This window comes from Rhizorhabdus phycosphaerae (assembly GCF_011044255.1).
Taxonomy (GTDB): Bacteria; Pseudomonadota; Alphaproteobacteria; order Sphingomonadales; family Sphingomonadaceae; genus Rhizorhabdus; species Rhizorhabdus phycosphaerae.
In genome coordinates this window covers 2,548,633-2,573,514 of the sequence record NZ_CP049107.1, presented here as the reverse complement: position 1 = coordinate 2,573,514, position 24,882 = coordinate 2,548,633, and the positions used below count along the sequence as shown (strand labels likewise).

At 67.3% G+C, this 24,882-nt stretch carries 22 protein-coding genes; 13 read left to right on the top strand and 9 right to left on the bottom strand.

What is annotated here, in order from left to right:
• Positions 1 to 29 precede the first annotated feature (29 nt).
• Positions 30 to 965, top strand: a complete 936-nt coding sequence (gene thiL, locus G6P88_RS11875) for a thiamine-phosphate kinase (protein WP_165323351.1) — start codon at positions 30 to 32, stop codon at positions 963 to 965.
• 211 nt (positions 966 to 1,176) lie between these two features.
• Positions 1,177 to 3,276 (top strand): sodium-translocating pyrophosphatase, encoded by a 2,100-nt coding sequence (locus tag G6P88_RS11870; protein ID WP_165323350.1) that lies wholly within the window; start codon positions 1,177 to 1,179, stop codon positions 3,274 to 3,276.
• Between the two features lie 69 nt (positions 3,277 to 3,345).
• Here the strand turns inward: G6P88_RS11870 and G6P88_RS11865 are convergent, their stop codons facing one another.
• Positions 3,346 to 3,600, bottom strand: a complete 255-nt coding sequence (locus tag G6P88_RS11865; RefSeq protein ID WP_165323349.1) for a hypothetical protein — start codon at positions 3,598 to 3,600, stop codon at positions 3,346 to 3,348.
• A 95-nt stretch (positions 3,601 to 3,695) separates the two neighbouring features.
• On the opposite strand from G6P88_RS11865, the gene G6P88_RS11860 reads away from it, so the two are divergent.
• The 6 genes from G6P88_RS11860 (at position 3,696) to G6P88_RS11835 (ending at position 11,682) form a co-directional block, all read left to right on the top strand.
• Positions 3,696 to 7,034 (top strand): glycosyltransferase, encoded by a 3,339-nt coding sequence (locus G6P88_RS11860; protein WP_165323348.1) that lies wholly within the window; start codon positions 3,696 to 3,698, stop codon positions 7,032 to 7,034.
• 98 nt (positions 7,035 to 7,132) lie between these two features.
• Entirely contained in the window at positions 7,133 to 7,435 is a 303-nt protein-coding gene (locus tag G6P88_RS11855) for a hypothetical protein (protein ID WP_165323347.1), read from the top strand.
• The gene (locus G6P88_RS11850; protein WP_226946532.1) at positions 7,432 to 8,859 is read left to right on the top strand and encodes a hypothetical protein; all 1,428 of its coding nucleotides are present in this window, start codon (positions 7,432 to 7,434) and stop codon (positions 8,857 to 8,859) included. Before G6P88_RS11855 ends, G6P88_RS11850 begins: the two co-directional genes overlap by 4 nt.
• A gap of 45 nt (positions 8,860 to 8,904) precedes the next feature.
• Positions 8,905 to 9,699, top strand: a complete 795-nt coding sequence (locus G6P88_RS11845) for an SseB family protein (RefSeq protein WP_165323346.1) — start codon at positions 8,905 to 8,907, stop codon at positions 9,697 to 9,699.
• A 52-nt stretch (positions 9,700 to 9,751) separates the two neighbouring features.
• The gene (locus G6P88_RS11840; protein WP_165323345.1) at positions 9,752 to 10,753 is read left to right on the top strand and encodes a threonine aldolase family protein; all 1,002 of its coding nucleotides are present in this window, start codon (positions 9,752 to 9,754) and stop codon (positions 10,751 to 10,753) included.
• Positions 10,750 to 11,682, top strand: a complete 933-nt coding sequence (locus tag G6P88_RS11835; RefSeq protein ID WP_226946531.1) for a DMT family transporter — start codon at positions 10,750 to 10,752, stop codon at positions 11,680 to 11,682. The genes G6P88_RS11840 and G6P88_RS11835 overlap by 4 nt, the downstream gene beginning before the upstream one ends.
• Here the strand turns inward: G6P88_RS11835 and G6P88_RS11830 are convergent.
• Positions 11,679 to 12,470, bottom strand: coding sequence for a Rossmann-fold NAD(P)-binding domain-containing protein (locus tag G6P88_RS11830; protein WP_165323344.1), 792 nt, complete (start codon positions 12,468 to 12,470; stop codon positions 11,679 to 11,681). The two genes, G6P88_RS11835 and G6P88_RS11830, sit on opposite strands and share 4 nt — an antisense overlap.
• A gap of 72 nt (positions 12,471 to 12,542) precedes the next feature.
• Here G6P88_RS11830 and pepN point away from each other — a divergent pair, with 72 nt between their 5' ends.
• On the top strand, positions 12,543 to 15,140 hold the full coding sequence (gene pepN / locus G6P88_RS11825; RefSeq protein WP_165323343.1) for an aminopeptidase N: 2,598 nt from the start codon (positions 12,543 to 12,545) through the stop codon (positions 15,138 to 15,140).
• 64 nt (positions 15,141 to 15,204) lie between these two features.
• Here the strand turns inward: pepN and G6P88_RS11820 are convergent, their stop codons facing one another.
• The 5 genes from G6P88_RS11820 to G6P88_RS11800 all read right to left on the bottom strand — a co-directional run bounded on the left by G6P88_RS11820 (position 15,205) and on the right by G6P88_RS11800 (position 18,864).
• On the bottom strand, positions 15,205 to 15,768 hold the full coding sequence (locus G6P88_RS11820) for a hypothetical protein (protein WP_165323342.1): 564 nt from the start codon (positions 15,766 to 15,768) through the stop codon (positions 15,205 to 15,207).
• Between the two features lie 120 nt (positions 15,769 to 15,888).
• Positions 15,889 to 16,530 (bottom strand): guanylate kinase, encoded by a 642-nt coding sequence (gene gmk / locus G6P88_RS11815; protein WP_165323341.1) that lies wholly within the window; start codon positions 16,528 to 16,530, stop codon positions 15,889 to 15,891.
• Between the two features lie 90 nt (positions 16,531 to 16,620).
• Positions 16,621 to 16,830, bottom strand: a complete 210-nt coding sequence (locus tag G6P88_RS11810; protein WP_165323340.1) for a hypothetical protein — start codon at positions 16,828 to 16,830, stop codon at positions 16,621 to 16,623.
• A gap of 68 nt (positions 16,831 to 16,898) precedes the next feature.
• A complete protein-coding gene (gene fumC / locus G6P88_RS11805; RefSeq protein ID WP_165323339.1) occupies positions 16,899 to 18,293 on the bottom strand; it encodes a class II fumarate hydratase in 1,395 nt (464 codons plus the stop codon).
• A gap of 88 nt (positions 18,294 to 18,381) precedes the next feature.
• Positions 18,382 to 18,864, bottom strand: a complete 483-nt coding sequence (locus G6P88_RS11800) for an SspB family protein (protein WP_165323338.1) — start codon at positions 18,862 to 18,864, stop codon at positions 18,382 to 18,384.
• 118 nt (positions 18,865 to 18,982) lie between these two features.
• On the opposite strand from G6P88_RS11800, the gene hisB reads away from it, so the two are divergent.
• The 4 genes from hisB (at position 18,983) to hisF (ending at position 21,806) form a co-directional block, all read left to right on the top strand.
• Complete coding sequence (gene hisB, locus G6P88_RS11795; RefSeq protein WP_165323337.1) at positions 18,983 to 19,570, top strand: imidazoleglycerol-phosphate dehydratase HisB; 588 nt, start codon at positions 18,983 to 18,985, stop codon at positions 19,568 to 19,570.
• A complete protein-coding gene (gene hisH / locus G6P88_RS11790) occupies positions 19,539 to 20,186 on the top strand; it encodes an imidazole glycerol phosphate synthase subunit HisH (protein WP_165323336.1) in 648 nt (215 codons plus the stop codon). The genes hisB and hisH overlap by 32 nt, the downstream gene beginning before the upstream one ends.
• A 130-nt stretch (positions 20,187 to 20,316) precedes the next feature.
• Positions 20,317 to 21,048: a 1-(5-phosphoribosyl)-5-[(5-phosphoribosylamino)methylideneamino]imidazole-4-carboxamide isomerase gene (gene hisA / locus G6P88_RS11785; RefSeq protein ID WP_165323335.1), complete on the top strand. Its 732-nt coding sequence runs from the start codon at positions 20,317 to 20,319 to the stop codon at positions 21,046 to 21,048.
• Complete coding sequence (gene hisF / locus G6P88_RS11780) at positions 21,045 to 21,806, top strand: imidazole glycerol phosphate synthase subunit HisF (protein ID WP_165323334.1); 762 nt, start codon at positions 21,045 to 21,047, stop codon at positions 21,804 to 21,806. The genes hisA and hisF overlap by 4 nt, the downstream gene beginning before the upstream one ends.
• A gap of 38 nt (positions 21,807 to 21,844) precedes the next feature.
• Here the strand turns inward: hisF and gor are convergent, their stop codons facing one another.
• Together gor and pgi are read right to left on the bottom strand one after the other, a co-directional pair.
• Positions 21,845 to 23,191, bottom strand: coding sequence for a glutathione-disulfide reductase (gene gor / locus G6P88_RS11775; RefSeq protein WP_165323333.1), 1,347 nt, complete (start codon positions 23,189 to 23,191; stop codon positions 21,845 to 21,847).
• 119 nt (positions 23,192 to 23,310) lie between these two features.
• On the bottom strand, positions 23,311 to 24,816 hold the full coding sequence (pgi, locus tag G6P88_RS11770; RefSeq protein ID WP_165323332.1) for a glucose-6-phosphate isomerase: 1,506 nt from the start codon (positions 24,814 to 24,816) through the stop codon (positions 23,311 to 23,313).
• Positions 24,817 to 24,882 lie beyond the last annotated feature (66 nt).

The following is a 24,882-nucleotide window of genomic DNA, read 5'->3' as shown; positions in this document are numbered from 1 at the left end:
GCGCGCGTAGGGAAAGAAACGCTCTGTCGATGTCCGACGAACGCCGCATCATCGACGCGCTCCGCCCGTTCGCGGCCCATCCGGCGGCGCGCGGCCTGGCGGACGACGCGGCCGTCCTGCCGGCTCCTTTCGGCCGCGACCTCGTGCTGACCCACGATATGCTGGTCGAGGGCGTCCATTATCTTCCCACCGATCCGGCGGGCGATGTCGCCTGGAAGCTGCTGGCGGTCAATCTGTCCGATCTGGCCGCCAAGGGCGCCGAGCCGCTGGGCGTGCTGATGGGCTATGGCCTCACCGGAGCGGCCGACTGGGATACCGCCTTTGTCGAGGGGCTCGGCCGGGCGCTGGCGCATTTCGACGTCCCGCTTCTGGGCGGCGACACCGTCGCGCAGCCCGGCGGCTCGGCGCGGGTGCTCGGCCTGACCGCCATCGGGCAGGTGCCGCCTGGTGGCAGCCCCGACCGGCGTGGTGCCCGGGCGGGGGACCTGCTCTTCGCGACCGGCCCGATCGGCGACGCAGGCCTGGGGCTGCGCATCGCCCGGGGCGAGATGGAGGGACCGCGCCGGCTGCTGAAGGCCTATCGTCTGCCCATGCCGCGTCTCGCGGAGGGCCGGGCCCTGGCGCCGTTGGCCAGCGCCATGGCCGACATATCCGACGGGCTGCTGATCGACGCCGCCCGGATCGCTGCGGCGTCGGGCCTGGCGGTCGAGATCGACCTCGACGGCATTCCCTTGTCCGACGAGCTGCGTGGCTTCGGCGATGACCGGCAGGCCCGCCTGGCCGCGGCGACCGCCGGCGACGATTATCAGCTCCTCGCCGCCATCCCGCCCGAGCATCGCGCCGCTGCCGCAGCCTATGCGGTCGAGATCGGCCGCTTTTCGACGGGTGCCGGTTTGCACCTGCGCGACGCCGAAGGGTCCGTGCCGCTGCCCGCGCGTCTGGGTTTCGAACATCAGGCCGGCTGAACGCCCGCCGGCCATTTCTTGCCAAATATTACGAATGTCCTTTTCGCAATTGTCGGTCCGACAATTGCGTCAAGTAGATGCGCCATTTCGACATCAAAAAAGCTGTACTTGCGATGTGCCAACAAGGCAGACATACAAAGCAAGCCATGTGACGGACAAAAAAGGCCAGAAAAGCGCCATTCCGTCACTTTAGGGAGCGAAGGGAGTTAGGATGCCTATCAATGAAGTCGCGATCGGCTGCGGCCTGCTCGCCATATTGTACGGGATGTTCACGAGCCGGCAGGTTCTCGCCGCCTCCGCCGGTAACGAAAAGATGCAGGACATCGCGGCGGCAATTCAGGAAGGCGCGCAAGCCTATCTTGGGCGCCAGTACAGGACGATCGCCATCGTCGGCGTCATCGTTGCCGCACTGGTTTTCTATTTTCTCGGACAAGTTTCCGCGATCGGCTTCATTATCGGCGCGGTGCTTTCGGGTGTCGCGGGCTATGTCGGCATGAACATTTCGGTTCGTGCGAACGTCCGCACCGCCGAGGCCGCCCGCACCAGCCTGCAGAGCGGCCTTACCGTGGCGTTCCGCGCGGGCGCCGTGACCGGCTTGCTGGTGGCGGGCCTGGCTCTGCTCGCGATCGCTGTCTTCTACTGGTATCTGACCGGCCCGGGCGGGCTTGCCCCCAATGATCGCATCGTGATCGACGCGCTCGTGGCACTGGCCTTCGGCGCCTCGCTGATCTCGATCTTCGCGCGTCTCGGCGGCGGCATCTTCACCAAGGCCGCCGATGTCGGCGCCGACCTGGTCGGCAAGGTCGAGGCGGGCATTCCCGAGGACGATCCCCGCAACCCGGCGACGATCGCCGACAATGTGGGCGACAATGTCGGCGACTGCGCCGGCATGGCCGCCGACCTGTTCGAGACCTATGTCGTCACCGTCGGCGCCACCATGGTCCTTACCGCGCTGCTCGTCGCGGGCGATGCGGTGTGGATCGGCAAGCTGATGTCGCTGCCGCTGCTGATCGGTGGCGTCTGCATCATCACCTCGATCATCGGCACCTATATGGTGCGGCTCGGCTCCAGCCAGTCGATCATGGGCGCCCTGTACAAAGGCTTCTGGACGACCGCGATCCTCTCCATCCCCGCCATCTATTTCGCCACGGCGCAGGTGCTGGGCGATCTGGACGCGCCGATCGGCGTTGGCGCTACGAGTTTCCCCGTCATCAACCTGTTCTGGTCGGCGCTGGTCGGTCTGGCGGTGACCGGTCTGCTGGTGTGGATCACCGAATATTATACCGGGACCAACTATCGTCCGGTCCGCTCGATCGCCAAGGCATCCGAGACCGGCCACGGCACCAATGTGATCCAGGGTCTCGCGATCAGCCTGGAATCGACTGCGCTGCCCACGCTCGTCATCTGCGTCGGCATCATCGTCGCCTATCAGCTCGCCGGCCTGATCGGCATCGCCTTCGCGGCGACGTCGATGCTCGCGCTCGCCGGCATGGTCGTCGCGCTCGACGCTTATGGTCCGGTCACCGACAATGCCGGTGGCATCGCGGAAATGGCGGGTCTCGACGACAGCGTGCGGGTCAAGACCGACGCGCTCGATGCGGTCGGCAACACCACCAAGGCCGTCACCAAGGGCTATGCCATCGGTTCGGCGGGGCTTGCCGCGCTCGTGCTGTTCGGCGCCTACACCACCGACCTCACCCATTATTTCCCTGACCTCGATGTCAATTTCGGGCTCGGCAACCCCTATGTGATCGTGGGTCTGCTGCTGGGCGCGCTGCTGCCCTATATCTTCGGCGCATTCGGCATGACCGCCGTGGGCCGCGCCGCCGGTGCGGTCGTCGAGGAAGTCCGCGCCCAGTTCCGCGAAAATCCGGGCATCATGGCGGGCACCAGCCGGCCCAACTATGCCCGCACGGTCGACCTCGTCACCAAGGCTGCGATCAAGGAGATGATCGTACCGTCGCTCCTGCCGGTGCTGGCGCCGATCGTCGTCTATCTCGCCATCACCCAGGTGGCGGGTCAGGCGAACGGCTTCGCGGCGCTTGGCGCGCTGCTGCTCGGCGTCATCGTCTCGGGCCTGTTCGTGGCCATCTCGATGACCTCGGGCGGTGGCGCCTGGGACAATGCCAAGAAATATATCGAGGACGGCAATCATGGCGGCAAAGGCTCGGAAGCCCATAAGGCCGCCGTCACCGGCGACACCGTCGGCGATCCCTACAAGGACACCGCCGGCCCCGCCGTCAATCCGATGATCAAGATCACAAACATCGTGGCCCTGCTCCTGCTCGCGGCGATCGCGCACGCAGCCTGAGCTTCGGCCACCAACGAGGCCTAGCCAGCAGCTGGCCCGTCCGGAGATATCCGGGCGGGCCGTTTTTTGTCAGGTGGCCGGCGCCTGCTTGCGGATCAGATAGCGATAGACACCGATCAGGTTGATCACGAACAGGACGATATTCTGCGTCCCGATCCCCTCGGCGTCGGGTTTGAGGAAGCCCCAGGCGATCAGCGCCAGCGACGATGTGACGAAGATGACGAAGCCGAACCCCGTCCAGCGGCGCCCGAGATCGAGCGAGACGATGAGGGCTGCGATCGCCCCTGCCGCCGCGCCATAATATTGAAGTGCCGTCGTCAGCATATAGAAAGCTTTCTTTCGTCAGAGCGCTGGTCGGGTGATCAACCGCCCCCGGACGGTGCCGTTCCGTGGGCGGTGGGGGCTGCGGGGTTCTACGGATGCACGACAAGCCGATATTCTATGACGCGTCGGGGCGCAGGCGCCGCCGCTTCGCTGCGGCGGTCATCGCGTTCGTGCTGCTGCTCCTGCTCTCGGGGGCGGCCTTTCTCGGCTCGATCGCCAAGGTGACGCCACAGCCCCCGCTGCCCTTCGAACTCGAACGACCGCAAGCCGCCGCGCCGCACCCCGGCCTCGTCAAGGCCAGCGAGCGCAAGGTCCGACACATGTGGCGCGATTTCCGGCACCTGGTCGCCAATGGCGGCGTCCGATCGGTTCCGCCCACCTCCTACGCCTTTCACGCGCCGTGGGACGATGCGTCGACCGCCTCCCTCGCACGCCATGTCGAGGATATCGACTGGCTGATTCCCGGCTGGATTTCGATCACCGGCCCCGACCACAAGGTGACGAGTTTTCCCGATGCCCGGGGCAAGGCGATCATCAGCCGCGCCCATCATCGCCCCAAACTGATGCCGATGATCCAGAATGCGCTCGACGGCGGCTGGGACGGCCCTGGAATCGCCGCGCTGCTGCGTGACCCCAAGGCGCGCGCCTCGACGCTCGATCGGGTCGCGGCGCTGCTGCGCGAGAATCAGGCGAGCGGCGTCTTCTTCGATTTCGAGGAGCTGCCTGCCGACGCCCACCCCGCCTATCGCGCCTTTCTGGCCGAGGCGCACCGTCGTCTTCCCGGCATGCAGATCGCGATCGCCGTCCCGGTCGCTGATCCGGCCTGGGACCTCAGGGCCTATGCCCATGTGGCCGACAAGCTGTTCCTGATGGCCTATGACGAACATTCGCTGCCGGGCGAGCCGGGGCCGATCGCCAGCCGCGCCTGGTTCGCCGATTCGGTCGCGCGCGCTGTGCGCGGCGTGCCCTCGGACCATATCGTCGTCGCGCTCGGCTCCTATGCCTATGATTTCGAAAAGGGCGGCGACGTCATCGCCCACTCGGTCGAGGATGTCTGGCTCGCGGCGCACGACAGCGGGGTCGTACCGCGCTACGATCCGGTCAGTGGCAACAGCAGCTTCGCCTATGTGGAGCGCGGCAAGCGCCACGACATCTGGATCCTCGATGCAGCGGCGATGCACGGCCAGATGGCAACGCTGCGTACCATGGGGCTTAATGCCGTGGCGCTATGGCGGCTGGGGACCGAGGATCCGTCGATCTGGACGATGTTCGGCCATGGCCGCCACCTGCCCAAAGCCAGGGCAATCGAATCGATACCGGCCGGCACCAATGTCGATATCGAGGGCATCGGCGAGATTCTCCGGATCGGCGCGACCCCGGTCGAGGGGCACCGGATCGTGTCGACCGACCGGTCGGGCGCGATCACCGGCGTCCGCTTCGATCGCCTGCCGACACCCTATCAGATCCAGCGGACCGGCTATCGGCCCGGTCTCGTCGCGCTGACGTTCGACGACGGGCCCGACCCCGCCTGGACGCCGAAGATCCTCGACATACTGAAGGCCGAAAAGGCGCCGGCGACCTTCTTCATCGTCGGCGAGAATGCGCTGACCCAGCGACCGCTGCTCGAACGCCTGATCGCCGAAGGGCATGAGGTCGGCAGCCACACCTACACCCATCCGAACCTGGCTCAGGCGACCGCGACCGAGACCGGACTGGAACTCAACGCCACCCAGCGCCTCTTCCAGGCCTATACGGGCCGGTCGCTGCGCTTGTTTCGCGCGCCCTATTTCGGCGATGCCGAGCCGACCACCAGTGACGAGATCGTACCTGTCGAGGAAGCGCAGCGACGCGGTTATCTGTCGGTCGGTCTGCATGTCGATCCCGACGACTGGAAGCGGCCGGGCGTGGACGAGATCGTCCAGCGAACGCTGGACGGGGTCGAGGAAGCCGGACCGGAACGCTCTGCCAACATCGTCCTGCTGCACGACGCCGGCGGCGATCGCGAGCAGACGGTAGAAGCCTTGCCGCGTATCATCCAGGGACTGCGCGCGCGCGGCTATACCCTGGTCCCGGTGTCGGAGCTGGCCGGCCTGCCGCGCAGCGCGGCCAATCCGCCGATATCGAAAGGCGACCGCACGGCGGCCGAGATAGACCTCGCGCTGTTCAGCCTGCTCGGCTGGGCCGCCATCGCGCTCAAATGGATCTTCATCGTCGCGATCTCGCTGGGCATCGCCCGGGCGATCCTGTTGTCGGGTCTGGCGCTGGTCCAGGCCCGGCGCGAGGCGCGCACGGTCTTTCCGCCGATCGATCCCGAGCGCTTCGTTACTGTCCTGATCCCCGCCTTCAACGAGGAGCGGGTGATCGAGCGGTCGGTTCGCCGGGTGCTCGACAGCCGCGACGTCACCGTCGAGGTGATCGTCATCGACGACGGCTCGAAGGACCGCACCAGCGCGGTCGTGACCGAGGCCTTCGCGGGCGATCCGCGCGTGCGGCTGCTTACGCTCGAAAATGGGGGCAAGGCCCGCGCCCTCAACCGCGCGCTCGATCTCGTCCGCAGCGACATCGTGATCGCACTCGACGCCGATACGCAGTTCGAGTCGACGACGATCGCGCGGCTCGCCCGCTGGTTCGCCGACGAAAGCCTCGGCGCCGTCGCCGGCAATGCCAAGGTCGGCAACCGCGTGAACCTGATCACGCGCTGGCAGGCGCTCGAATATATCACCGCGCAGAATCTCGAGCGCCGCGCGCTTGCCCGACTGGACGCGATCACCGTCGTCCCCGGCGCGGTCGGTGCATGGCGGTTGTCCGCGATCCGGCATGTGGGCGGCTATCCGCCCGACACGCTGGCCGAGGACCAGGATCTCACCATCGCGATCCAGCGGGCCGGATGGGCGGTCCATTACGACCAATATGCGGTCGCCTGGACCGAGGCACCGGAAAGCGTCCGCGCGCTCGCCAAACAGCGCTTCCGCTGGGCCTATGGCACGCTGCAATGCCTGTGGAAGCACCGGGCGGCGATGCGGAGCGGGCAGCCGCGCGGGCTTGCCCGGATCGGGTTGCCGCAGGCGGTGCTGTTCCAGGTGCTGCTCGCCGCCATTTCGCCGATCATCGATCTCGCACTGCTCGCCAGCCTCGCCGCGACCTGGCTGGACGTCCAGGCCCATGGCTGGGCGCAGGCGAGCACCGACGTGCAGAAGATGCTCGGCTACTGGCTCGTCTTCACCCTTATCGACCTCCTGGCCGCCTTCATCGCCTTCGCCCTCGAGCGGCGCGAAAAATGGCGGCTGCTGTGGCTGCTGATCCCGCAGCGGATCGGCTATCGCCAGATCATGTATTATGTCGTGCTCAAGGCGCTCGCCCAGGCGCTGCGCGGGCCCCGCGTGGGGTGGGGCAAGCTGGAGCGTTCGGGCCGGGTCGCCGCCGGCAAAGAGTGAATCATGCCATTGGCAAGCGCTTCGCCGCGCGTCATGCTGCTGTCCGCGCGGAGCGGCCGAAATGGCGGCTTTCCGCCGGATGCAGGGAGGAGACCGCCATGGACACGTCGGAAACGCGCAAGCTTCGCGAGACGATCAACCTGCTCGGCCTGCGGGCGCAGGCAACCGTTGCAGGAATGGTCCAGCTTGCGATCGAGCTGCGCCGCGTGGGGGCACTCGACGAAGCGGCGATCGGACGGATCAAGGACGCCATCTGTGGCGACCTGATGCTGTCCTGCCCGATCAACGTCGACCGGCGCGAATATGAAGCGTCGCTGCGGCGCCGGCTGGACGCGCTCTTCGCAGGCCGCGAGACGGTCGGCGAACAGATGCCGCCATTGTCCGAGCCGACGGCCGATTGACGCTGTCCGGCCCACCCGCAGAGGGGCCGCTCTCGTCCGGGCGGGCGGTGCGTCGCGACGGGCCGCTGCTCGCGCTGCTCTGCGTCCTGGGGGCCGCGCTCCAGCTATACGGCTTTCACTGGGGCGTGATCACGCCCGATAGCGTGGTCCAATATGGGCAGGCGCTGACCGGCGTCTATGACGACTGGCACCCGCCGGTCACCGCCTGGGTCTGGCGGCAGCTGCTCCGGCTGGGGCAGGGGGGCGCTCCCTTCCTCGCCATGGACGTGCTCCTCTACTGGTCGGGCTTCGGGCTGGTCGCCCGGGGGCTTTTGCTCCGCAACGGGCGGGGGGCGGCGCTGACGCTGCTGGCGCTCGCGCTGCTGCCGATCGCCTTCGGACAGGTCGGGGCGATCCTCAAGGATCCCTTCATGGCCTGCCTGCTGCTGGCCGCCACGGCGCTCCTGATCCGCCGCGAATGGGGCGGGGCGAGCTGGCTTCGCCTGCCGGCCGTGCTGCTCATCCTGCTTGCGGGGGCCACCCGGTTCAACGCGCTGTTCGCAGCGCTGCCGCTGTTGCTGCTGGCGGTGCCGGGACAGTGGATCCGGCGCCCGCTCCACCTTGTAGCAGCCGCTACAGCGGCTGCGGCGCTGCTCGTCGGGGCCAACTGGACCCTGAACGAGGTGATGCTCCGGCCCGGCCACTCGCATCCGATCAACTCGCTGGTCAATTTCGACCTGGCCGGCATCGTCGCCCATGGCGGGCATAATGGCTGGCCGGGTCTCCCCGATGCCGAGGCAAATAGGCTCGTTGCACGCTGCTACACGCCGCGCCTCTTTGGCATGGCCGACGAGCAGCTCTGCGCGCGAACCGAGGAGCGCATCGCGACGCACGTCGCGACACGGGGGGAAAGTGCGATCAGCGTGTGGCTGCGTGCGCTGTGGCGCTCGCCCGGCGCCTGGGTCAGGCACCGGCTCGACCATCTCAACTGGAACTGGCGCTTTCTGGTGCCCGTCGTGCCCGACGACGCGGTCTACATCATGAGCCAGCCCAATGAACTGGGTCTCCATTTTGCGCCCAATGCGGTGACTCATGTCGTCGGCTGGACGGCGCGCGCGATGGCGTGGACGCCGCTCGGCCGTCCGGCGACCTGGATCGCGCTGGCGATCGGCCTGCTGATCGTCGCGCAGCAACTCCCCAGCAGGCGAATCCTGCTCGCGCTCGGCGGCTCGGCGCTTCTCTATGGCCTCGCTTATGCGGTGGTCAGCGTCGCGCCCGACCTGCGCTACAATCTCTGGACGCTGTTCACGGTGATGGTCGGCGGCGCGATCGCCTTTGCCGAACGGGCGCATATAGCGGGCGACCGGTGGAAGATGGCGCTGCTTCCTGCGATCCTCGTGATGAAGCTGGAGGTGATCGCGCTTCTCGTCGGTGCCATCGGCTGAACCAAGACCCTTGCCGCACCCGGCCGGGCTCGCCAAACAGGCATCATGCTCGACAGATTCTTCCGCAAGCGGGGCGAACCGCGCGATGTCGGCACCGATCCGGCGGCGGTCGCCGACGAGATCGTCTTCACCCCCGTCAATGCGATCGAGCAGGCGCTGGTCGCCGCCGTGATCGATGCCGGACAGCGGGCGGCGTTCAACCGGCTGCTGATCGACTCGACGCTCTATGCGGCCACCAACGAGCTTCCGGCGATGCGCGGCACGTTGCTGATCAATGCCGATGCGCTGATCCAGCTGCGGACCATCCCCGCACCCGACGGCACGCTGGTGCCCGCCATCTTCACCGCGCCCGAGCGTGTGGCCGAGCGCTTCGGGCGCATGGCCAGCTTCGTCGACATGCGGGTGGAGCGCCTGTTCGAACTCGTCTCGGCCGGCGGGGCCATCCTGAATCCGGGGCTGCCGATCAGCGTCCACTGGTCCCGCGACGACATCGCGGCGCTGCTCGGCCGCCCGGTCCATCACAGCGCGGTCGACGGGGTCCAGATCATCCTGGCGCCGCCCCGCGATGCGCCGCCCGCGCTGGTCAGCGACCTGCGGGCCACGCTCGCATCCGATGGTCGTACGGTGGGCGCCTGGCTCGCCCTGGCGCAATGGCCCGGCCGGAGCGAGCCGTCCTGGCTGCTCGACATCCGCAGCCATGCGAGCCGGGACGATGTGCGGCGCCTGCTTGAGCCCTGCTTCCGCCGGACCGATTTCGGGGGGCGGCGGCTGGAGCTGATTTTCGGCGATCCCGCCGCTGAGCCGGGCGTGGGACTAGCCCTGCTGCCGGCACCCCTCTGACTCCCCCCTAGCGCGGCATTGACTTCGCGGACGCGCCGTTCTCAATCGCGCCATGCGTTTCTTCTCCGACAATGCCGCCCGCGCCTGCCCCGAAGTCATGGCTGCGCTCGACCGCGCGAACAGGGCCGATACCGCTTATGACGGCGATGCCTTCAGCCAGCGGCTCGACGCGGCCTTCTCCGATCTGTTCGGGACCGAGGTCGCCGCGCTTTGGGTGTCGAGCGGCACGGCGGCGAACGGCCTCGCGCTTGCCGCGCTCGTCCAGTCGCACCAGTCGGTCCTGTGTCATGAGGAAGCCCATATCCAGGGCGACGAATGCGGGGCGCCGGAATTCTACACCGGCGGCGCCAAGCTGCTGCTGGCAAAGGGGGCGGGCGCCAAGCTGGATCCGGTGACGACCGCAGCGACGCTCGACGGCCTGCGCAAGGACGTCCACCAGGCGCAGCCCGCCGCGATCTCGATCACCAATGCAACCGAATATGGGCTCGTCTATCGGCCCGAGGAGGTCGCGGCGATCAGCGAGGTTGCGAAATTGCGAAATCTCGGTCTGCATATGGATGGCGCACGCTTCGCCAATGCCGTCGCGACGCTCGGCTGTGCGCCGTCCGACATCAGCTGGAAAGCCGGCGTCAACGCGCTCAGCTTCGGTTTCGTCAAAAATGGCGGCATGTTCGCCGAGGCGCTGATCTTCTTCGATCCGGCGCTAGCGGCTGCGACCCGCTATCGCCGCAAGCGCGCGGGCCATCTTCTGTCGAAGGGGCGTTTCGCTGCGGCCCAGATCCTGGCCATGCTCGACGGTGACGTCTGGCTGCGCAACGCGCGGGCGGCCAACGCCGCGGCCGCGCACATCGCCAATGCCGCGCAGGCCCGGCTGCTCCATCCGGTCGAGGCGAACGAGATCTTCGTGCGGCTCACGCCCGAAGAGGCGACCGCCCTGCGCGGACAGGGTTTCCAATTCTATGACTGGACGCCGGGCGTCGCACGGCTTGTGTGCAGCTGGGACCAGCCTGCCGACGAGGTGGAGGCGCTCGCGCGCGCCATTCGCGCGCTGTGACCGCAGCATCCGCGTCGCCGTGGCAGGGCGGCATGTCGCCGCGCGTCATCCTGATCTTCGCAATATTGGTGCTGATCTGGGGCTCGACCTGGACGGCGATCCGCTATCAGCTCGGCGTCGAGGCACCCGGCTGGTCGATCGCCTGGCGCTTCGTTGCCGCGTCGATCGCGATGGGCATCTATGCGCGGGTCGCGGGGGTGTCGCTGCGGCTCTCCCGACGCGACGTGCCGCTGCTCGCCGGTGTCGCGATGACGCAGTTCGTGCTCAACTTCCTGTTCGTCTACAATGCCGAGCGCTTCATCACCTCGGGTCTGGTCGCGATGATCTTCGCGCTCCTGATCGTGCCCAATGCCATTCTGGGGCGCATCTTCCTCAAACAGCGCGTCGGGCGCGCCTTTCTGGTTGGAACCATGCTGGCCGGGCTGGGCATGGTCCTGCTCTTCCAGCATGAGATTGCTCAGGCGGCGGGCGGCGGGTCGGCAGTCCTGCTGGGTATAGGCCTGTCGCTGTTCGGCATCCTGTCGGCCTCGGTCGGCAATCTCCTCCAAGCCAGCCAGCGTGCGAGTCATCTTCATGCGGCCCAGCTTCTCTTCTGGGCGATGGCGATCGGTGCGGTGGCGAACATGGTGATCGCGCTGCCCATGTCGGGGCTGCCGGTGATCGATCCGCGTCCCGAATATTGGCTGGCGACGCTCTGGCTCGCCTTTGTCGGCTCGGCGCTGACCTTTCCGCTCTACCTCCACGTCATGCGCGCGATCGGCCCGGCGCGGGCGGCCTATTCGAGCGTGCTGATCCCGATCGTGGCGATGCTCTTCTCGACCCTGCTCGAAGGCTATCGCTGGACCGGCACGGCGGTCGCCGGAGCGCTGTTGGCGGGCCTGGGCCTGGTCATCGCCCTGCGGGGCAAGGCAGCCCCGAAACGGGACTAGGCGCCTTCGGCCAGCAAAGCGGCGAGCCCTGCGCTGTAATCCGGGTAGCGCGGAACCCAGCCGAGCAGGCGCCGGGCCTTGCCGTTGGCAACCCGCCTGTTCTCCGCATAGAAGGCCCGCGCCATTGGCGAGAGGCCGGCCTGCTCGATCGGCAGCAGCGGGGGAGGGGCCATGCCCAGCAGGCGGCAGGCGGCCTCGATGACGCTGTTCTGGCTCGCGGGGCGGTCATCGGCGACATTGTAGGCGCCGGGCGGTCCGCGGTCGAAGCTGGCGATGACGGCACCGACGATGTCGTCGACATGGACGCGGCTGAAGACCTGGCCCGGCACGTCGACGCGGTGGGCCTGGCCGGCGCGGACCCGGTCGAGCGGCGATCGGCCCGGTCCGTAGATGCCGGGGAGGCGGAAGATGCGTGCTTGCGGATGCAGCGCCGCCCACTGCTGATCGGCTGCGGTACGAGCGGTCCGCCGGCCCCGACCGACCGGGGTGGATTCGTCGACCCAGGCGCCACCGGCATCGCCGTAAACGCCGGTCGAGGACAGATAGCCGATCCATGCCGCCCGCGCGCCGGCCAGCGCCTCGCCGTGCATGTTGAGCACCGGGTCGACATCACCCTCCGGCGGAACGGAGGAGAGGATGTGCGAGGCCCGGCGGATCGCCTCGCCAACGGCCTGTCGGTCCCGAAGCGCGGCGCGGCCGATGCGTTCGACCACGAAGCCGCAGCGCTGCGCCTCTGCGGCAATGCGCGAGGCGGTGTAGCCGGGGCCGAAGATAAGAAGCGTCGTCATGGCATCGATCTAGCGCGTCGCCCTGCGCTCGCCACCATTGTTTGTCGCCCACAGCGGGATTAGACCAACCGCATGCTCGACGCTCAATCCGCCGCCGCCGCCCCATCCGCCATCCGCCGCGAGGAGTATCGCCGGCCCGACTGGCTGGTGCCCGATGTCCACCTCGATTTCCGGCTGGATCCGGCGAAGACGCTTGTCACAGGCCGGCTCAGCGTCACGCGCAACGGCGAGCATGGCCGTCCGCTGCGCCTGAACGGCGACGGGCTCACCCCGCTCCAGCTTCTGATCGACGGAGAGCCGCAGGCCGACGCGTGGCGGATGGATGGGCCCGATCTGCTGATCGACCTTCCGGGAGACAGCCATGTCGTCGAGACTCAGGTCGAGATCGCGCCCGAAGCCAATTCGCAGCTGATGGGGCTCTATGCCTCGGGCGGCAATCTGTGCACCCAGTGCGAGCCCGAAGGCTTCCGCCGGATGATCTTCGCAGTCGACCGGCCCGATGTGCTCAGTCGCTATGTCGTGCGGCTCGAAGCCGATCGCGAGCGCTTTCCGGTGCTGCTGTCCAATGGCGACCTGACCGACAGCGGGTCCCTCGACGGCGGGCGTCATTACGCCGAATGGACCGATCCCTTCCCCAAGCCCAGCTATCTGTTCGCGCTGGTCGCGGCCAATCTCGCTGCGAACATTGACAGCTTCACGACGCGCAGCGGGCGTGAGGTCAAGCTTGCCATCTGGGTGGTCGAGAGCGACCTGCCCAAGACCGAGCATGCGATGCAGGCGCTCAAGGCGTCGATGGCCTGGGATGAAAAGGTCTATGGCCGCGAATATGATCTGGGTGAGTTCAACATCGTCGCCGTGTCCGATTTCAATTTCGGGGCGATGGAGAACAAGAGCCTCAACATCTTCAATTCGCGCTACATCCTCGCCGACCCGGAAACCGCGACCGACATCGATTATGATGGCGTGTCGGGGGTGGTCGCGCACGAATATTTCCACAACTGGTCGGGCAATCGCGTTACCTGCCGAGACTGGTTCCAGCTGTCGCTGAAGGAAGGCTTCACGGTCTTCCGCGACCAGTGCTTCACTGCGGACCAAGGGTCGGCGGCGGTCAAGCGGATTGAGGATGTGCGCCTGTTGCGCGCGGTGCAGTTTCCCGAGGATGCGGGGCCGCTCGCCCATCCGATCCGGCCGGAAAGCTATATCGAGATCTCGAACTTCTACACCGCGACGGTCTACAACAAGGGCGCCGAGATCATCCGGATGCTGCACACGATGCTGGGTCCGCAGAAGTTCCGGGCGGGTTCGGATCTCTATTTCTCGCGCCACGACGGCACCGCAGCCACCTGCGAGGATTTCGTGCTGGCGATGGAGGATGCTAGCGGAGCCGACCTGACGCAGTTCCGTCTCTGGTATTCGCAGGCCGGCACGCCGCGCGTGCGCGCCCGCCTGAGCCATGAGCCCGCCGGGGGGCGTGCTCTGTTGACGCTCGAGCAATCGGTCCCGCCGACGCCGGGCCAGCCCGACAAGCAGCCGATGCCGATCCCCCTGCGCATCGCGCTGTTCTGCGAGCGCTCGCAGCGCAAGTTCGAGGAGGAGCGGCTGGTCGTGCTCGACGGGGAGCGCCACGAAATATTGTTCGAGGGCATCGGCGAACGCCCGATCCTGTCGATCAATCGCGGCTTCTCCGCGCCGGTCGTGATCGAGTCCGACCGTTCCCCGGCCGACCTCGCCTTTCTCTCGGCACATGATGACGATCCCTTCGCCCGCTATGAGGCGATGCAGCAGTTGATGGTCGATACGCTGGTGTCGGCCGTCGCCACCGGAGAGGCGGACCATGGTCCGGTCGTCGACGCGGTGCGCAACACGCTGACCGATCCGTCGCTCGATGCGGCCTTCATCGGCGAGACCATGTTGCTGCCGTCCGAGTCCTTCATCGGCGACCAGATGCCGATGGTTGACCCCGAGGCGATCCACCAGGCGCGCGAGGCGCTGCGCCGTGCGCTGGGTCGCGAGCTGGAAGAGGCCTGGCGCGACGCCTATGCGCGCTCGCAGGCCGATCGTTTCGAGCTAACCCCCCAGGCCAAGGGCGCACGGCGCCTGCGCACGATCGCGCTCGGCTTCATCATGGCGAGCGGGGCGGAGGATGCGCCTGCGCTGGCGCTGGCGCAGTTCCGGGAGGCGACCAACATGACCGATCGCCAAGGCGCGTTCGGCGTGCTGGCGAACAGCATGGCGGCCGAGCGCGACATCGTCGTCGACGCCTTTTACGATCGCTTCCGCGGCAACGGCCTCGTCCTCGACAAATGGTTCTCGACCCAGGCTTTCTCGATCCGTCCCGACACGCTCGACCGGGTCGAGGCGCTGTCGCATCACCCCGACTTCACCCTGACCAACCCGAACCGGCTGCGGTCGCTGGTGGGGGCGATGGCGGGCAACCAGCTGATCTTCCACGAAGCCAGCGGGCGCGGTTATCGTTTCCTCGCCGACATGCTGCTCAAGGTCGACGCGCTCAATCCGCAGACCGCCGCGAAGCTCGTGCCCCCGCTCGGGCGCTGGCGCCGCTTCGACGAGGCGCGCGCCGCGCTGATGCGGGCCGAACTGCAGCGGCTGCTCGATTCGCCGGGCCTGTCGAAGGACATGTTCGAGCAGGTCTCTAAAAGCCTCGCCTGACGGCCACGGGGCGGCCCGGCCGCCCCGCACGGTTTCAGCTCTGTCGGACTTAGCTCTGCCGGACTCAGCTCTGGATGCCGCCGCGTGGCAGGAACCATCGCGCGATGATCAGGCCGGCGACAGACAGGCCGATGAAGTCGCTGAAGAACATGTAGATCCAGTAGCCATAGCCATAATGGTTGAACACCGGCTGGCCGATATCGATGTAGAGGGCGGCTGCCAGCGCGAAGCCGATCGCGATGCGCGCCCGGCTGATGAAGTCGGACACGCGTGCGCCCACCGCGCCGAGGGCGAGCGCCATCACGAACCCGGTGACGATGGCGAGGAGGAGGCCGGTGCCGAGCGACCCGGTGTCGACCACGGGAAAGCCGCCGCTGTTGAAGTGCACCGTGGCGATCGGCCCGCGCGCATAGAGCAGATCGCCCGCTGCAGTGCCCGTGGCGGGAATCAGATAGGTGCCGGTGCCGCTGGCAGTGAGCGTCTCGGCCATGGCCTGTTGCAGGGCTGCCGTCTGGGGCTCTTCCAGCCGGTTGAAGGCGAGCCGTGAGAGCGGTGTTCCCCAGAAGAGGAACCCGATCAGATAGAGCGCGACGCCGCCAAGCACGCCGCCGAACAAGGTTTTGGCCATTCCGGACCCTCCGCAGACTATGCCGTCACGCTATGGCAGCATGAGGATCGTGCAAGCCGAGAGTCGCCGGAGCGTTGTAATTGGCCCCCGGATGGTGGCGAAGGAGAGGCGAGATGCGGATCAGGATGCCGGGGTAGTCAGTTTCCGGATGAACCCGATCAGGCCCGTCTGGCGGTGGCGCTTGAGCCGCTCCGCCTCCAAAATGTGCTGAACCTCGCCGAAGCAGCGATCGATATCGTCGTTGAGCAGGACATAATCATAGCCGTCCCAGTGGCTCACCTCGGCGGCAGCACGCTGCATCCGGCCGGTGATGACCTCCTCGCTGTCTGTGCCGCGCGTGCGCAGGCGGTTCTCCAGCTCGGGCATCGATGGCGGCAGGATGAACACGCGCACAACATCCCCGCCACAGGTCTGGTAGAGTTGCTGGGCACCCTGCCAGTCGATGTCGAACAGCACGTCGAGGCCGGAGCTGAGCATCTCCTCGATCGGCCGGGCGGGGCTGCCATAGCGGTGGTTGAAGACATGCGCCCATTCGAGGAACTGGTGGTCGGCCACCATTTCGCGGAACTTCTCGAGATCAACGAAATGATAGTCGACGCCATCCACCTCGCCGGGGCGCATCGGTCGGGTCGTCGCCGAGACCGACATCTTCAGATTGGAATCGGATGCCAGCAGGCGTCGCGCGATCGTCGACTTGCCAGCCCCCGAGGGCGAGGAAAGGATGAACAGGACGCCGCGGCGCTTGAACGAACTATGAGCCATGGCGGCACTTGCCCCGCCATGGCCCGGCTCGTCAACGCCCGAATCGCCATCGACCCGGCGAATGCCCCGGGTCGATGGCGCGCGGTCGCGTCAGCTGCGCGGTGCGCCGGGCCGACCGGCCTTGCGCTTGTCGAACGCCTTCTTGGCGACATAGGCCCCGCCCAGCAGCAGTCCGAGCGGACCGGCACGCCGGATCGCGCCTGCTGCGACGGCCCCGATCACCGCGCCCTTGACGCCGCCGCGTCCGTCCCGCTTGTCGATCTTGCTGCCGATGAACGCGCCGAGAAGCTTGCCGAACATAGATGTCTCCTTGATCTGTCGGCGGGGAATCGCCCGACGGGTGGGGAAAGTTCCGGATGCAGGCCGAATCATCGGCCGACCATCGCTTCGGGCCGGACGATGCGATCGAAGCGCTCCGCATCGATCAGGCCGAGGGCGAGCCCTGCCTCCTTCAGCGTCATGCCGTGATGATGGGCGTGTTTGGCGATCTTCGCGGCATTGTCATAGCCGATCTCCGGCGCGAGCGCGGTCACCAGCATCAGCGACCGCCCGACGAGGTCGGAGATCCGCGTGCGGTCGGGCTCCAGGCCATCGAGTGTTCGTTCGGTGAAGCTCTGCATGCCCGTCGCCAGCAGCGAAATCGACCGCAGCACCCCTGCGCCGATCAGCGGCTTGAACACGTTGAGCTCGAGATGCCCCTGCAGGCCACCGATGGTGACCGCCTGATGATTGCCGATCACCTGCGCCGCGACCATCGTCAGCATCTCGCACTGGGTCGGATTGACCTTGCCCGGCATGATCGAGCTGCCCGGTTCGTTCTCGGGCAGGATGAGCTCGCCCAGGCCCGAGCGCGGGCCCGATCCCAGCAGGCGGATGTCGTTGGCGATCTTGGTGAGCGATACCGCCAGCGTCGCCAGCGCAGCCGACAGATGGACGAGTGCGTCGTTCGAGGCGAGCGCCTCGAACTTGTTGGGTGCGGTCACGAAGTCGAGGCCGGTCAGCGCCGCGATCCCCGCCGCCATGTCCTCGGCGAAGCCGGGCGCGGCGTTAAGGCCGGTGCCGACCGCGGTTCCGCCCTGTGCCAGCTTGACGATGCCGCCGTTGACGGCGCCCTCGATGCGGCGGCGGGCGGCGATGAGCTGCGCGGCATAGCCGGAGAATTCCTGGCCCAGCGTCAGCGGCGTCGCATCCTGCAAATGGGTTCGGCCGATCTTTACGATGTCTTCCCAGGCCTCGACCTTGGCGATCAGGGCGCTCTCCATCCGTTCGAGCGCGGGATAGAGGTCGCGATGGACGGCGATCGCCGCCGCGACATGCAGCGCCGTCGGAAAGCTGTCGTTCGACGACTGGCCCATGTTGACGTGATCGTTCGGATGGACCGGCGACTTGCCGCCGCGCGTGCCGGTCAGGATCTCGTTCGCCCGGCCGGCGATCACCTCGTTGACGTTCATATTGCTCTGGGTGCCGGAGCCGGTCTGCCAGATGACGAGCGGGAAATGCGCGTCGAGATGCCCGTCGATAACCTCGGCCGCGGCCCGGTCGATCGCGTCGGCCACGGCCGCGTCGAGGCCGTGTCGCCGGTTTATCCGCGCCGCCGCGCGCTTCACGATCGCCAGCGCATGGACGATGCCGATCGGCATGCGCTCTTCCGCGCCAAAGGGAAAATTTTCGATCGAGCGCTGGGTCTGCGCGCCCCAATAGGCGTGCCCGGGCACCGCGATGGGCCCGAAACTGTCGCTCTCGATACGGCTGTCGCTCGTCATCTCATTCTCCGGTGCCCCGGAGGAGATCTGGGGGCGGCACTCGGTATCGGCAATAGCCGCGAGGCCCGTCGCCTGCGGCCGGGTGCGACTATTTCTTGCGGGTGAAGTCGACCGAGACGACGTTGGAGCCGTCCTCGACCGGTTCGACGGGCGAATCATTGCCGGCCGAGCTATGCTCGGTGTCTTCCTCGGCGTCGTCGACCTGCGCCTGGAACTGCAGCGCGAAGTTGACCGCCGGATCGACGAACCCGGTGACCGCTGCGAACGGGATGATCAGCTTGGCCGGGACCTGGTTGAACGACAGGCCGACCTCGAATCCGTCGGGCTTTACCCGCAGTTCCCAGAAACGGTTCTGGATGACGATCGTCATCTCGTCCGGGAAGCGCTCGACCAGATGGCGAGGGATGTCGACGCCCGCACCTTGAGTCTTGAAGGTGATGTAGAAATGATGGTCGCCCGGCAGGCCGCCGGCCGCCTCGACCTCGCCCAGCACACGGCCCACGACGGCGCGCAGCGCCTCCTGGACGATCTCGTCATACGGAATCAGGCTGTCGGGCGCTTGGTCGCTCATGGCGCTTTGGTGGACGTGCGAAAGCGCCGGGTCAAGTCGTGCGTTGCAGCGCGGCGCAACCTCGCTATAGCGGCGCGCATTGCTGTGGAGCTTTTGCCACAGAGCAGAGGGATGGGCCATGCGGACCGCATCGATCGTGCGAAAGACCAGCGAAACCGACATTTCGGTCGAGCTGAACCTGGATGGGACCGGCACCTATGATGTGTCGACCGGCATCGGTTTCTTCGATCATATGCTCGAGCAGCTGTCGCGCCATTCGCTGATCGACCTCAAGGTGCGGATCGTCGGCGACCTCCACATCGACCAGCACCACACGACCGAGGATTGCGGCATCGCGATCGGCGAGGCGCTGGCCAAGGCGCTCGGCGACAAGAAGGGCATCACCCGCTACGGCCATGCCTATGCGCCGATGGACGAGACGCTGACCCGCGTCGCGCTCGACATTTCCGGGCGGCCCTATCTGGTGTGGAAGGTCGCGCTGGCCGGGCCGCGCCTGGGCGAATGGGACACCGAGCTGATCGAGCACTGGTTCCACAGCTTCGCCCAGGCGGCGGGGCTGACGCTGCATGTCGAGACGCTCTACGGGACCAACCAGCACCATATCGTCGAGAGCTGCTACAAGGGGCTGGCGCGCGCGCTGCGCACGGCGGTCGAGATCGATCCGCGCAAGGCCGATGCCATCCCGTCGACCAAGGGGATGCTCTGAGGTGCCGGAGACGATCGCGCTGATCGACTATGGTGCCGGCAATCTCCGTTCGGTCGACAATGCGCTGAAGGCCGCCGGTGGTGCGCCGACCGTGACCGCCGATCCCGATCTGATCGCGAAGGCCGACCGGATCGTGCTGCCCGGCGTCGGCGCCTTTGCGGCCTGCATGGCGGGGCTGTCGGCAGTTTCCGGCCTGATCGAGGCGATGGAGCAGGCAGTGCGCGGGCGTGGCGTACCCTTCCTGGGTGTCTGCGTGGGCATGCAGCTGCTCGCCGATGCCGGGCATGAACATGGCCGTACGCCGGGACTCGGCTGGATCGGCGGCGACGTGCGCCTGCTGACGCCTGGGCCGGCCTATAAGGTGCCGCATATGGGCTGGAACGACGTGCTGCCGGCCGGCGATCATCCGCTGATCGAGCGCGGCGAAGCTTATTATCTGCACAGCTATGCGTTCGACATCGCCGATCCGGCAGAGCGGCTCGCCACCACCGATCATGGTGGAGCGGTCACCGGCGCGGTCGGCCGCGCGAACATCGTCGGGGTCCAGTTCCATCCTGAGAAGAGCCAGGCTTACGGCCTGTCCTTCCTCGAGCGCTTCCTCGCATGGAAGCCATGATCGACCCGTTCATGATCCTCCCCGGTACGGGGAGGGGGACCATCCGCAGGATGGTGGAGGGGAGAGGGGGCTTAGACCCCTCCACCATGCTTCGCATGGTCCCCCTCCCCTTCAGGGAGGATTGAAGAATATGAGCATCATCGTCTTTCCCGCCATCGACCTGAAGGGCGGACAGGTCGTCCGCCTGGCCGAGGGCGACATGGACCGGGCGACCGTCTATGGCGACGATCCTGCCGCCCAGGCCCGCCGCTTCGCCGAGGCGGGAGCCGAATGGCTGCACGTCGTCGATCTCGACGGCGCCTTTGCCGGCCGTGCGGTCAATGCGGAAGCGGTCGAGGCGATCATCCGCGCCTTTCCGGGCAAGGTCGAGCTCGGCGGCGGCATCCGCGACCGTGCCGGGATCGATCGCTGGCTGGACCTGGGCGTCGAACGGGTCATCATCGGCACCGCCGCGCTGCAGAACCCGGATCTGGTGCGCGAAGCGGCGAAGGCGCTGCCCGGACGCATCGTCGTCGGCGTCGACGCGCGCGACGGCTTCGTCGCAACCCATGGCTGGGCAGAGGTATCGACCGTCAGCATCACAGATCTCGCCGACCGCTTCGCCGATGCGGGAGTCGCCTCGCTGCTCTTCACCGATGTCGGCCGCGACGGCCTGCTCAAGGGCTGCAATGTCGAGGCGACGGTCGCGCTCGCACGCCACGCCAGCATCCCGGTCATTGCGAGCGGCGGCGTGGCGAGCATCGCCGATATCGAGGCGCTGGTCCCCCATGCGGCGGACGGGATCGAGGGCGTGATCACGGGACGCGCGCTCTATGACGGGCGGCTCGACCTCGCCGAAGCGCTGCGGGTGGCGCGCGGATGACCGTTCGCGTCCGCGTCATACCCTGTCTCGACGTGGCCGGCGGCCGTGTGGTGAAGGGGGTCAACTTCGTCGATCTGGCGGATGCCGGCGACCCGGTCGAGCAGGCCCGCGTCTATGATGCGGCCGGCGCCGATGAACTGTGTTTCCTCGACATCACCGCCAGTCATGAGGGGCGCGGCACCATCCTCGACGTCGTCGCGCGCACGGCGGCGGTCTGCTTCATGCCGCTGACCGTCGGCGGCGGCGTGCGCAGCGCCGACGATGCCCGGGCGCTGCTGCTGGCCGGCGCCGACAAGGTCGCGGTCAATTCGGCGGCGGTGGCGCGGCCCGAACTGTGCGCCGACATGGCTGAACGTTTCGGCGCGCAATGCGTCGTCGGCGCGGTCGATGCGCGCAATGTCGGCCCCGGCAAATGGGAAATCTACACCCATGGCGGACGCAAGCCGACCGGCATCGATGCGGTGGAGCATGCGAAGCGCCTCGCCTCGCTGGGCGCTGGGGAAATTCTCCTGACGTCGATGGACCGCGACGGCACCCGCGACGGCTATGATCTCGCGCTGACCCGCGCGATCGCCGATGCCGTGCCGGTCCCGGTGATCGCCAGCGGCGGGGTCGGCAATCTCGACCATCTGGTCGAGGGCGTCACCAAGGGGGGGGCCAGTGCCGTGCTGGCCGCCTCGATCTTCCATTTCGGTCAGCATAGCGTGGCCGAAGCGCACGCGGCGCTGCGCGCGGCGGGACTTCCCGTCCGCGCCTAAGGCGTCGAGCGGCGGCCGGTCGAGACCGGCCGCACGGCTCATTTCATCAGGACGAGTTCCTCGGCCATCGACGGGTGCAGCGCGACGGTCTGGTCGAACTGCGCCTTGGTCAGGCCGGCGCGCACGGCAATCGCCGCCGCCTGCAGGATTTCGGGCGCATCGGGGCTGATCATGTGGACGCCCAGCACGACGTCGGTCTCGGGGTGGACGACCAGCTTGTAGAGCGACCGCTCGTTGCGTCCGGCGAGCACGTTGCGCATCGGCCGGAAATCCGAGGTGAAGATCTTGGCCGTGCCATGCTGCTCGCGCGCCTGGCGCTCGGTCAGGCCGACGCCGGCCATCGGCGGGCTGCTGAACACCGCATTTGGGATCATCTGATAATCGACGCGGTGCGGCTTGCCGCCGAACAGCGTGTCGGCAAAGGCCTGCCCCTCGCGGATCGCCACCGGCGTCAGCTGGACTCGATCGGTGACGTCGCCGACCGCATATATGGACGGCACGGTCGAGCGATTATCCTCGTCGACGACGATCGCGCCCTTCTCGTTCAGCTCGACGCCGACCGATTCGAGGCCCAGGCCGTCGGTCTTCGGCTTGCGGCCGATCGCGAACAGAAGCAGGTCGGTGTCGCAGCGCTCATGGTCCTTGAAATGCACGCAGAGCGACCCGTCCTCCGCCTTCTCGACCTTGTCGAAGGCGGCGTTGAAGACGAACTCGATGCCCTTCTGGGTCGAAATCTGGAGCAGGCGGTCGCGGATCTGCTCGTCATAGCCGCGCAAGATCTGGTCCGAGCGGTTGACCACCGTCACCTTGCTGCCGAGGCCGTGGAAGATGCCCGCGAACTCGTTGGCGATGTAGCCGGCACCGGCGATCACCACGCGCTTCGGCAGTTCGTCGATGTAGAACACCTCGTTCGAGGTGATGCCATGCTCCGCACCGGGCACGTCGGGGACGACCGGCCAGGCGCCCGTCGCGATCAGGATGAACTTCGCGCTGATCTTGCGCCCGCTTGCCAGCGTCACCTCGTTCGGCCCGCTGACGGTCGCGCGCTCGCGGAACAGCTCCACCTTGTTGTTGTCGAGCGTGTTCGCATAGAGGCCCTCGAGACGATCGACATCGGCGTTGACGTTGTCGCGCAGCGTCTTCCAGTCGAAGCGGGTTTCACCCAGCTCCCAGCCGAAGCGCGCGGCGTCGTGCAGATCCTCGGCGAAGTGCGAGCCATAGACGAGCATCTTCTTCGGCACGCAGCCGCGGATCACGCAGGTGCCACCAACGCGATGCTCCTCGGCCACGGCGACCCGGGCGCCGTGGGCGGCGGCCACGCGCGAGGCGCGCACCCCGCCGGAGCCGGCCCCGATCACGAACAGGTCATAGTCGAACTCGGCCATCGGCCAGTGATCCTTTCGAATGAGATGCCGCCGATATGGCGGCGGCCGGTCGATCGTGCAAACCGATCATGCAGATGACAGTGATCGAGTGGCTGATCGCTGGAGGAGGATGCTGGCCGTCAGCCCAGCGCGCGGGCGATCAACGCACGGGTCGACGGATCGAAGCGGTCGGTGCCCTCGGTCTCGATCGACTTGGCGATTTCCTTGCCTAGCTCCACGCCGAACTGGTCGAACGGGTTGATCCCGAGCAGCACGGCGTTGGCGAAGGTCCGATGCTCGTAAAAGGCCAGCAGCGCGCCGACGCGCGCGGGGTCGACCCGGTCGAGCAGGATCGTCGATGAGGGGCGGTCGCCCGGATAGGCGCGCGCCGGGTCGGCCTCGTTGGCGCGCCCGGCCATCAGCGCCGCGCCCTGGGCGAAGCAGTTGACCAGCAGCGTGCGATGATGAGCCTCGTCGAGGGCATGGTCGGGTTCGATCGCCGCGACGAACTCGACCGGTACGAGGCGGGTGCCCTGGTGGAGCAGCTGGAACACCGCATGCTGCGCATCGGTGCCGACACCGCCCCAGGTAATCGCGGCGGTCGGATGATCGACCGGCGTCCCGTCGGCCTTCACGCTCTTCCCATTCGACTCCATTTCGAGCTGCTGCAGATAGGAAGGCAGCAGCCGCAGCCGCTCGTCATAGGCGAAGGTCGCGCGGGTCTCGGCGCCGCGCACGACCGAATAATATTGATCTGCGAAGGCGGCGAGGAGGGGGGCGTTGCGCTCGGGCGGGGCCAGGCGGAAATGCCGGTCCATCGCCGCAGCGCCCTCAAGCAGCGTCTCGAATGCGTCCCAGCCCAGGCCGAGCGCTGCGGGAAAGCCGATCGACGACCACAGCGAATATCGGCCGCCGACGCTTTCGGCGAAGGGCAGGATGCGCGTCTCGTCCACGCCCCATTCGACCGCCTTGTCGGGAGCAGCGGTCAGCGCGATCACCCGCGAATAGGGATCCTCGACATTCTCTTCCTCCATCCAGGATAGCACGCTGCGGGCGTTGAGCATCGTCTCGGTGGTGGTGAAGGTCTTGGATGCGACGACCAGCAGGGTCGCCTGCGGATCGAAGCGGCGGAACACCTCGTCGAGCGCGGCGCCGTCGACGTTCGACACCACCGCGACATCATAGCGGTCGGCGTCGCGGCCGAGCGCATCCATCAACAGATCGGGACCGAGCGCCGAACCGCCGATGCCGACGTGCAGGATGTGGCGGACCGGCCCGAACAGTTCGGCTTCGATCGCGTCGATCAGACCGCGCATGCGCGCGTGGAGCTGGGCGGCGCGGGCGACGCTTTCGGGCGCGCCCTGGCCGCGCTCGGCGCTATGCTCGGCGGCACGCCCCTCGGTGACGTTGACCGGTTCTCCGGCAAACAGGGCATCGCGCTTGGCTACGAAGCCGCTCGCTTCCGCCAGCCGCGTGAAGCGCTCGACGAGATCGGCCGAGAGGTGCGTCTTGGAGAAGTCGAAGAGGATCCCACCCTCCTCGATCGTCATCCGACTGAGTCGGTCAGGCTCCGCTACGAAGAGCTCCGTCAGCGTCGGGACCGTCGTGGCTGCGACCTCCGCCCAGGCCGAGCGTGCATCCGTCATCTCGAATCTCCATATTGCGGTGCGGTAACCGACGCTTTCCTCAGGAAAACTACAAGGGGGTTACCA

Excerpts from the sequence above, each read along its gene's own strand:
- G6P88_RS11865 (WP_165323349.1), bottom strand. The coding sequence starts at position 3,600 with ATGCTGACGACGGCACTTCAATATTATGGCGCGGCGGCAGGGGCGATC.
- G6P88_RS11870 (WP_165323350.1), top strand. The coding sequence starts at position 1,177 with ATGCCTATCAATGAAGTCGCGATCGGCTGCGGCCTGCTCGCCATATTG.
- thiL (WP_165323351.1), top strand. The coding sequence starts at position 30 with ATGTCCGACGAACGCCGCATCATCGACGCGCTCCGCCCGTTCGCGGCC.
- hisH (WP_165323336.1), top strand. The coding sequence starts at position 19,539 with ATGCCATCCCGTCGACCAAGGGGATGCTCTGAGGTGCCGGAGACGATC.
- fumC (WP_165323339.1), bottom strand. The coding sequence starts at position 18,293 with ATGACGAGCGACAGCCGTATCGAGAGCGACAGTTTCGGGCCCATCGCG.
- G6P88_RS11855 (WP_165323347.1), top strand. The coding sequence starts at position 7,133 with ATGGACACGTCGGAAACGCGCAAGCTTCGCGAGACGATCAACCTGCTC.
- pepN (WP_165323343.1), top strand. The coding sequence starts at position 12,543 with ATGCTCGACGCTCAATCCGCCGCCGCCGCCCCATCCGCCATCCGCCGC.
- G6P88_RS11830 (WP_165323344.1), bottom strand. The coding sequence starts at position 12,470 with ATGACGACGCTTCTTATCTTCGGCCCCGGCTACACCGCCTCGCGCATT.
- hisA (WP_165323335.1), top strand. The coding sequence starts at position 20,317 with ATGAGCATCATCGTCTTTCCCGCCATCGACCTGAAGGGCGGACAGGTC.
- gmk (WP_165323341.1), bottom strand. The coding sequence starts at position 16,530 with ATGGCTCATAGTTCGTTCAAGCGCCGCGGCGTCCTGTTCATCCTTTCC.
- gor (WP_165323333.1), bottom strand. The coding sequence starts at position 23,191 with ATGGCCGAGTTCGACTATGACCTGTTCGTGATCGGGGCCGGCTCCGGC.
- G6P88_RS11800 (WP_165323338.1), bottom strand. The coding sequence starts at position 18,864 with ATGAGCGACCAAGCGCCCGACAGCCTGATTCCGTATGACGAGATCGTC.
- G6P88_RS11810 (WP_165323340.1), bottom strand. The coding sequence starts at position 16,830 with ATGTTCGGCAAGCTTCTCGGCGCGTTCATCGGCAGCAAGATCGACAAG.
- G6P88_RS11840 (WP_165323345.1), top strand. The coding sequence starts at position 9,752 with ATGCGTTTCTTCTCCGACAATGCCGCCCGCGCCTGCCCCGAAGTCATG.
- G6P88_RS11860 (WP_165323348.1), top strand. The coding sequence starts at position 3,696 with ATGCACGACAAGCCGATATTCTATGACGCGTCGGGGCGCAGGCGCCGC.
- G6P88_RS11845 (WP_165323346.1), top strand. The coding sequence starts at position 8,905 with ATGCTCGACAGATTCTTCCGCAAGCGGGGCGAACCGCGCGATGTCGGC.
- hisF (WP_165323334.1), top strand. The coding sequence starts at position 21,045 with ATGACCGTTCGCGTCCGCGTCATACCCTGTCTCGACGTGGCCGGCGGC.
- hisB (WP_165323337.1), top strand. The coding sequence starts at position 18,983 with ATGCGGACCGCATCGATCGTGCGAAAGACCAGCGAAACCGACATTTCG.
- G6P88_RS11820 (WP_165323342.1), bottom strand. The coding sequence starts at position 15,768 with ATGGCCAAAACCTTGTTCGGCGGCGTGCTTGGCGGCGTCGCGCTCTAT.
- pgi (WP_165323332.1), bottom strand. The coding sequence starts at position 24,816 with ATGACGGATGCACGCTCGGCCTGGGCGGAGGTCGCAGCCACGACGGTC.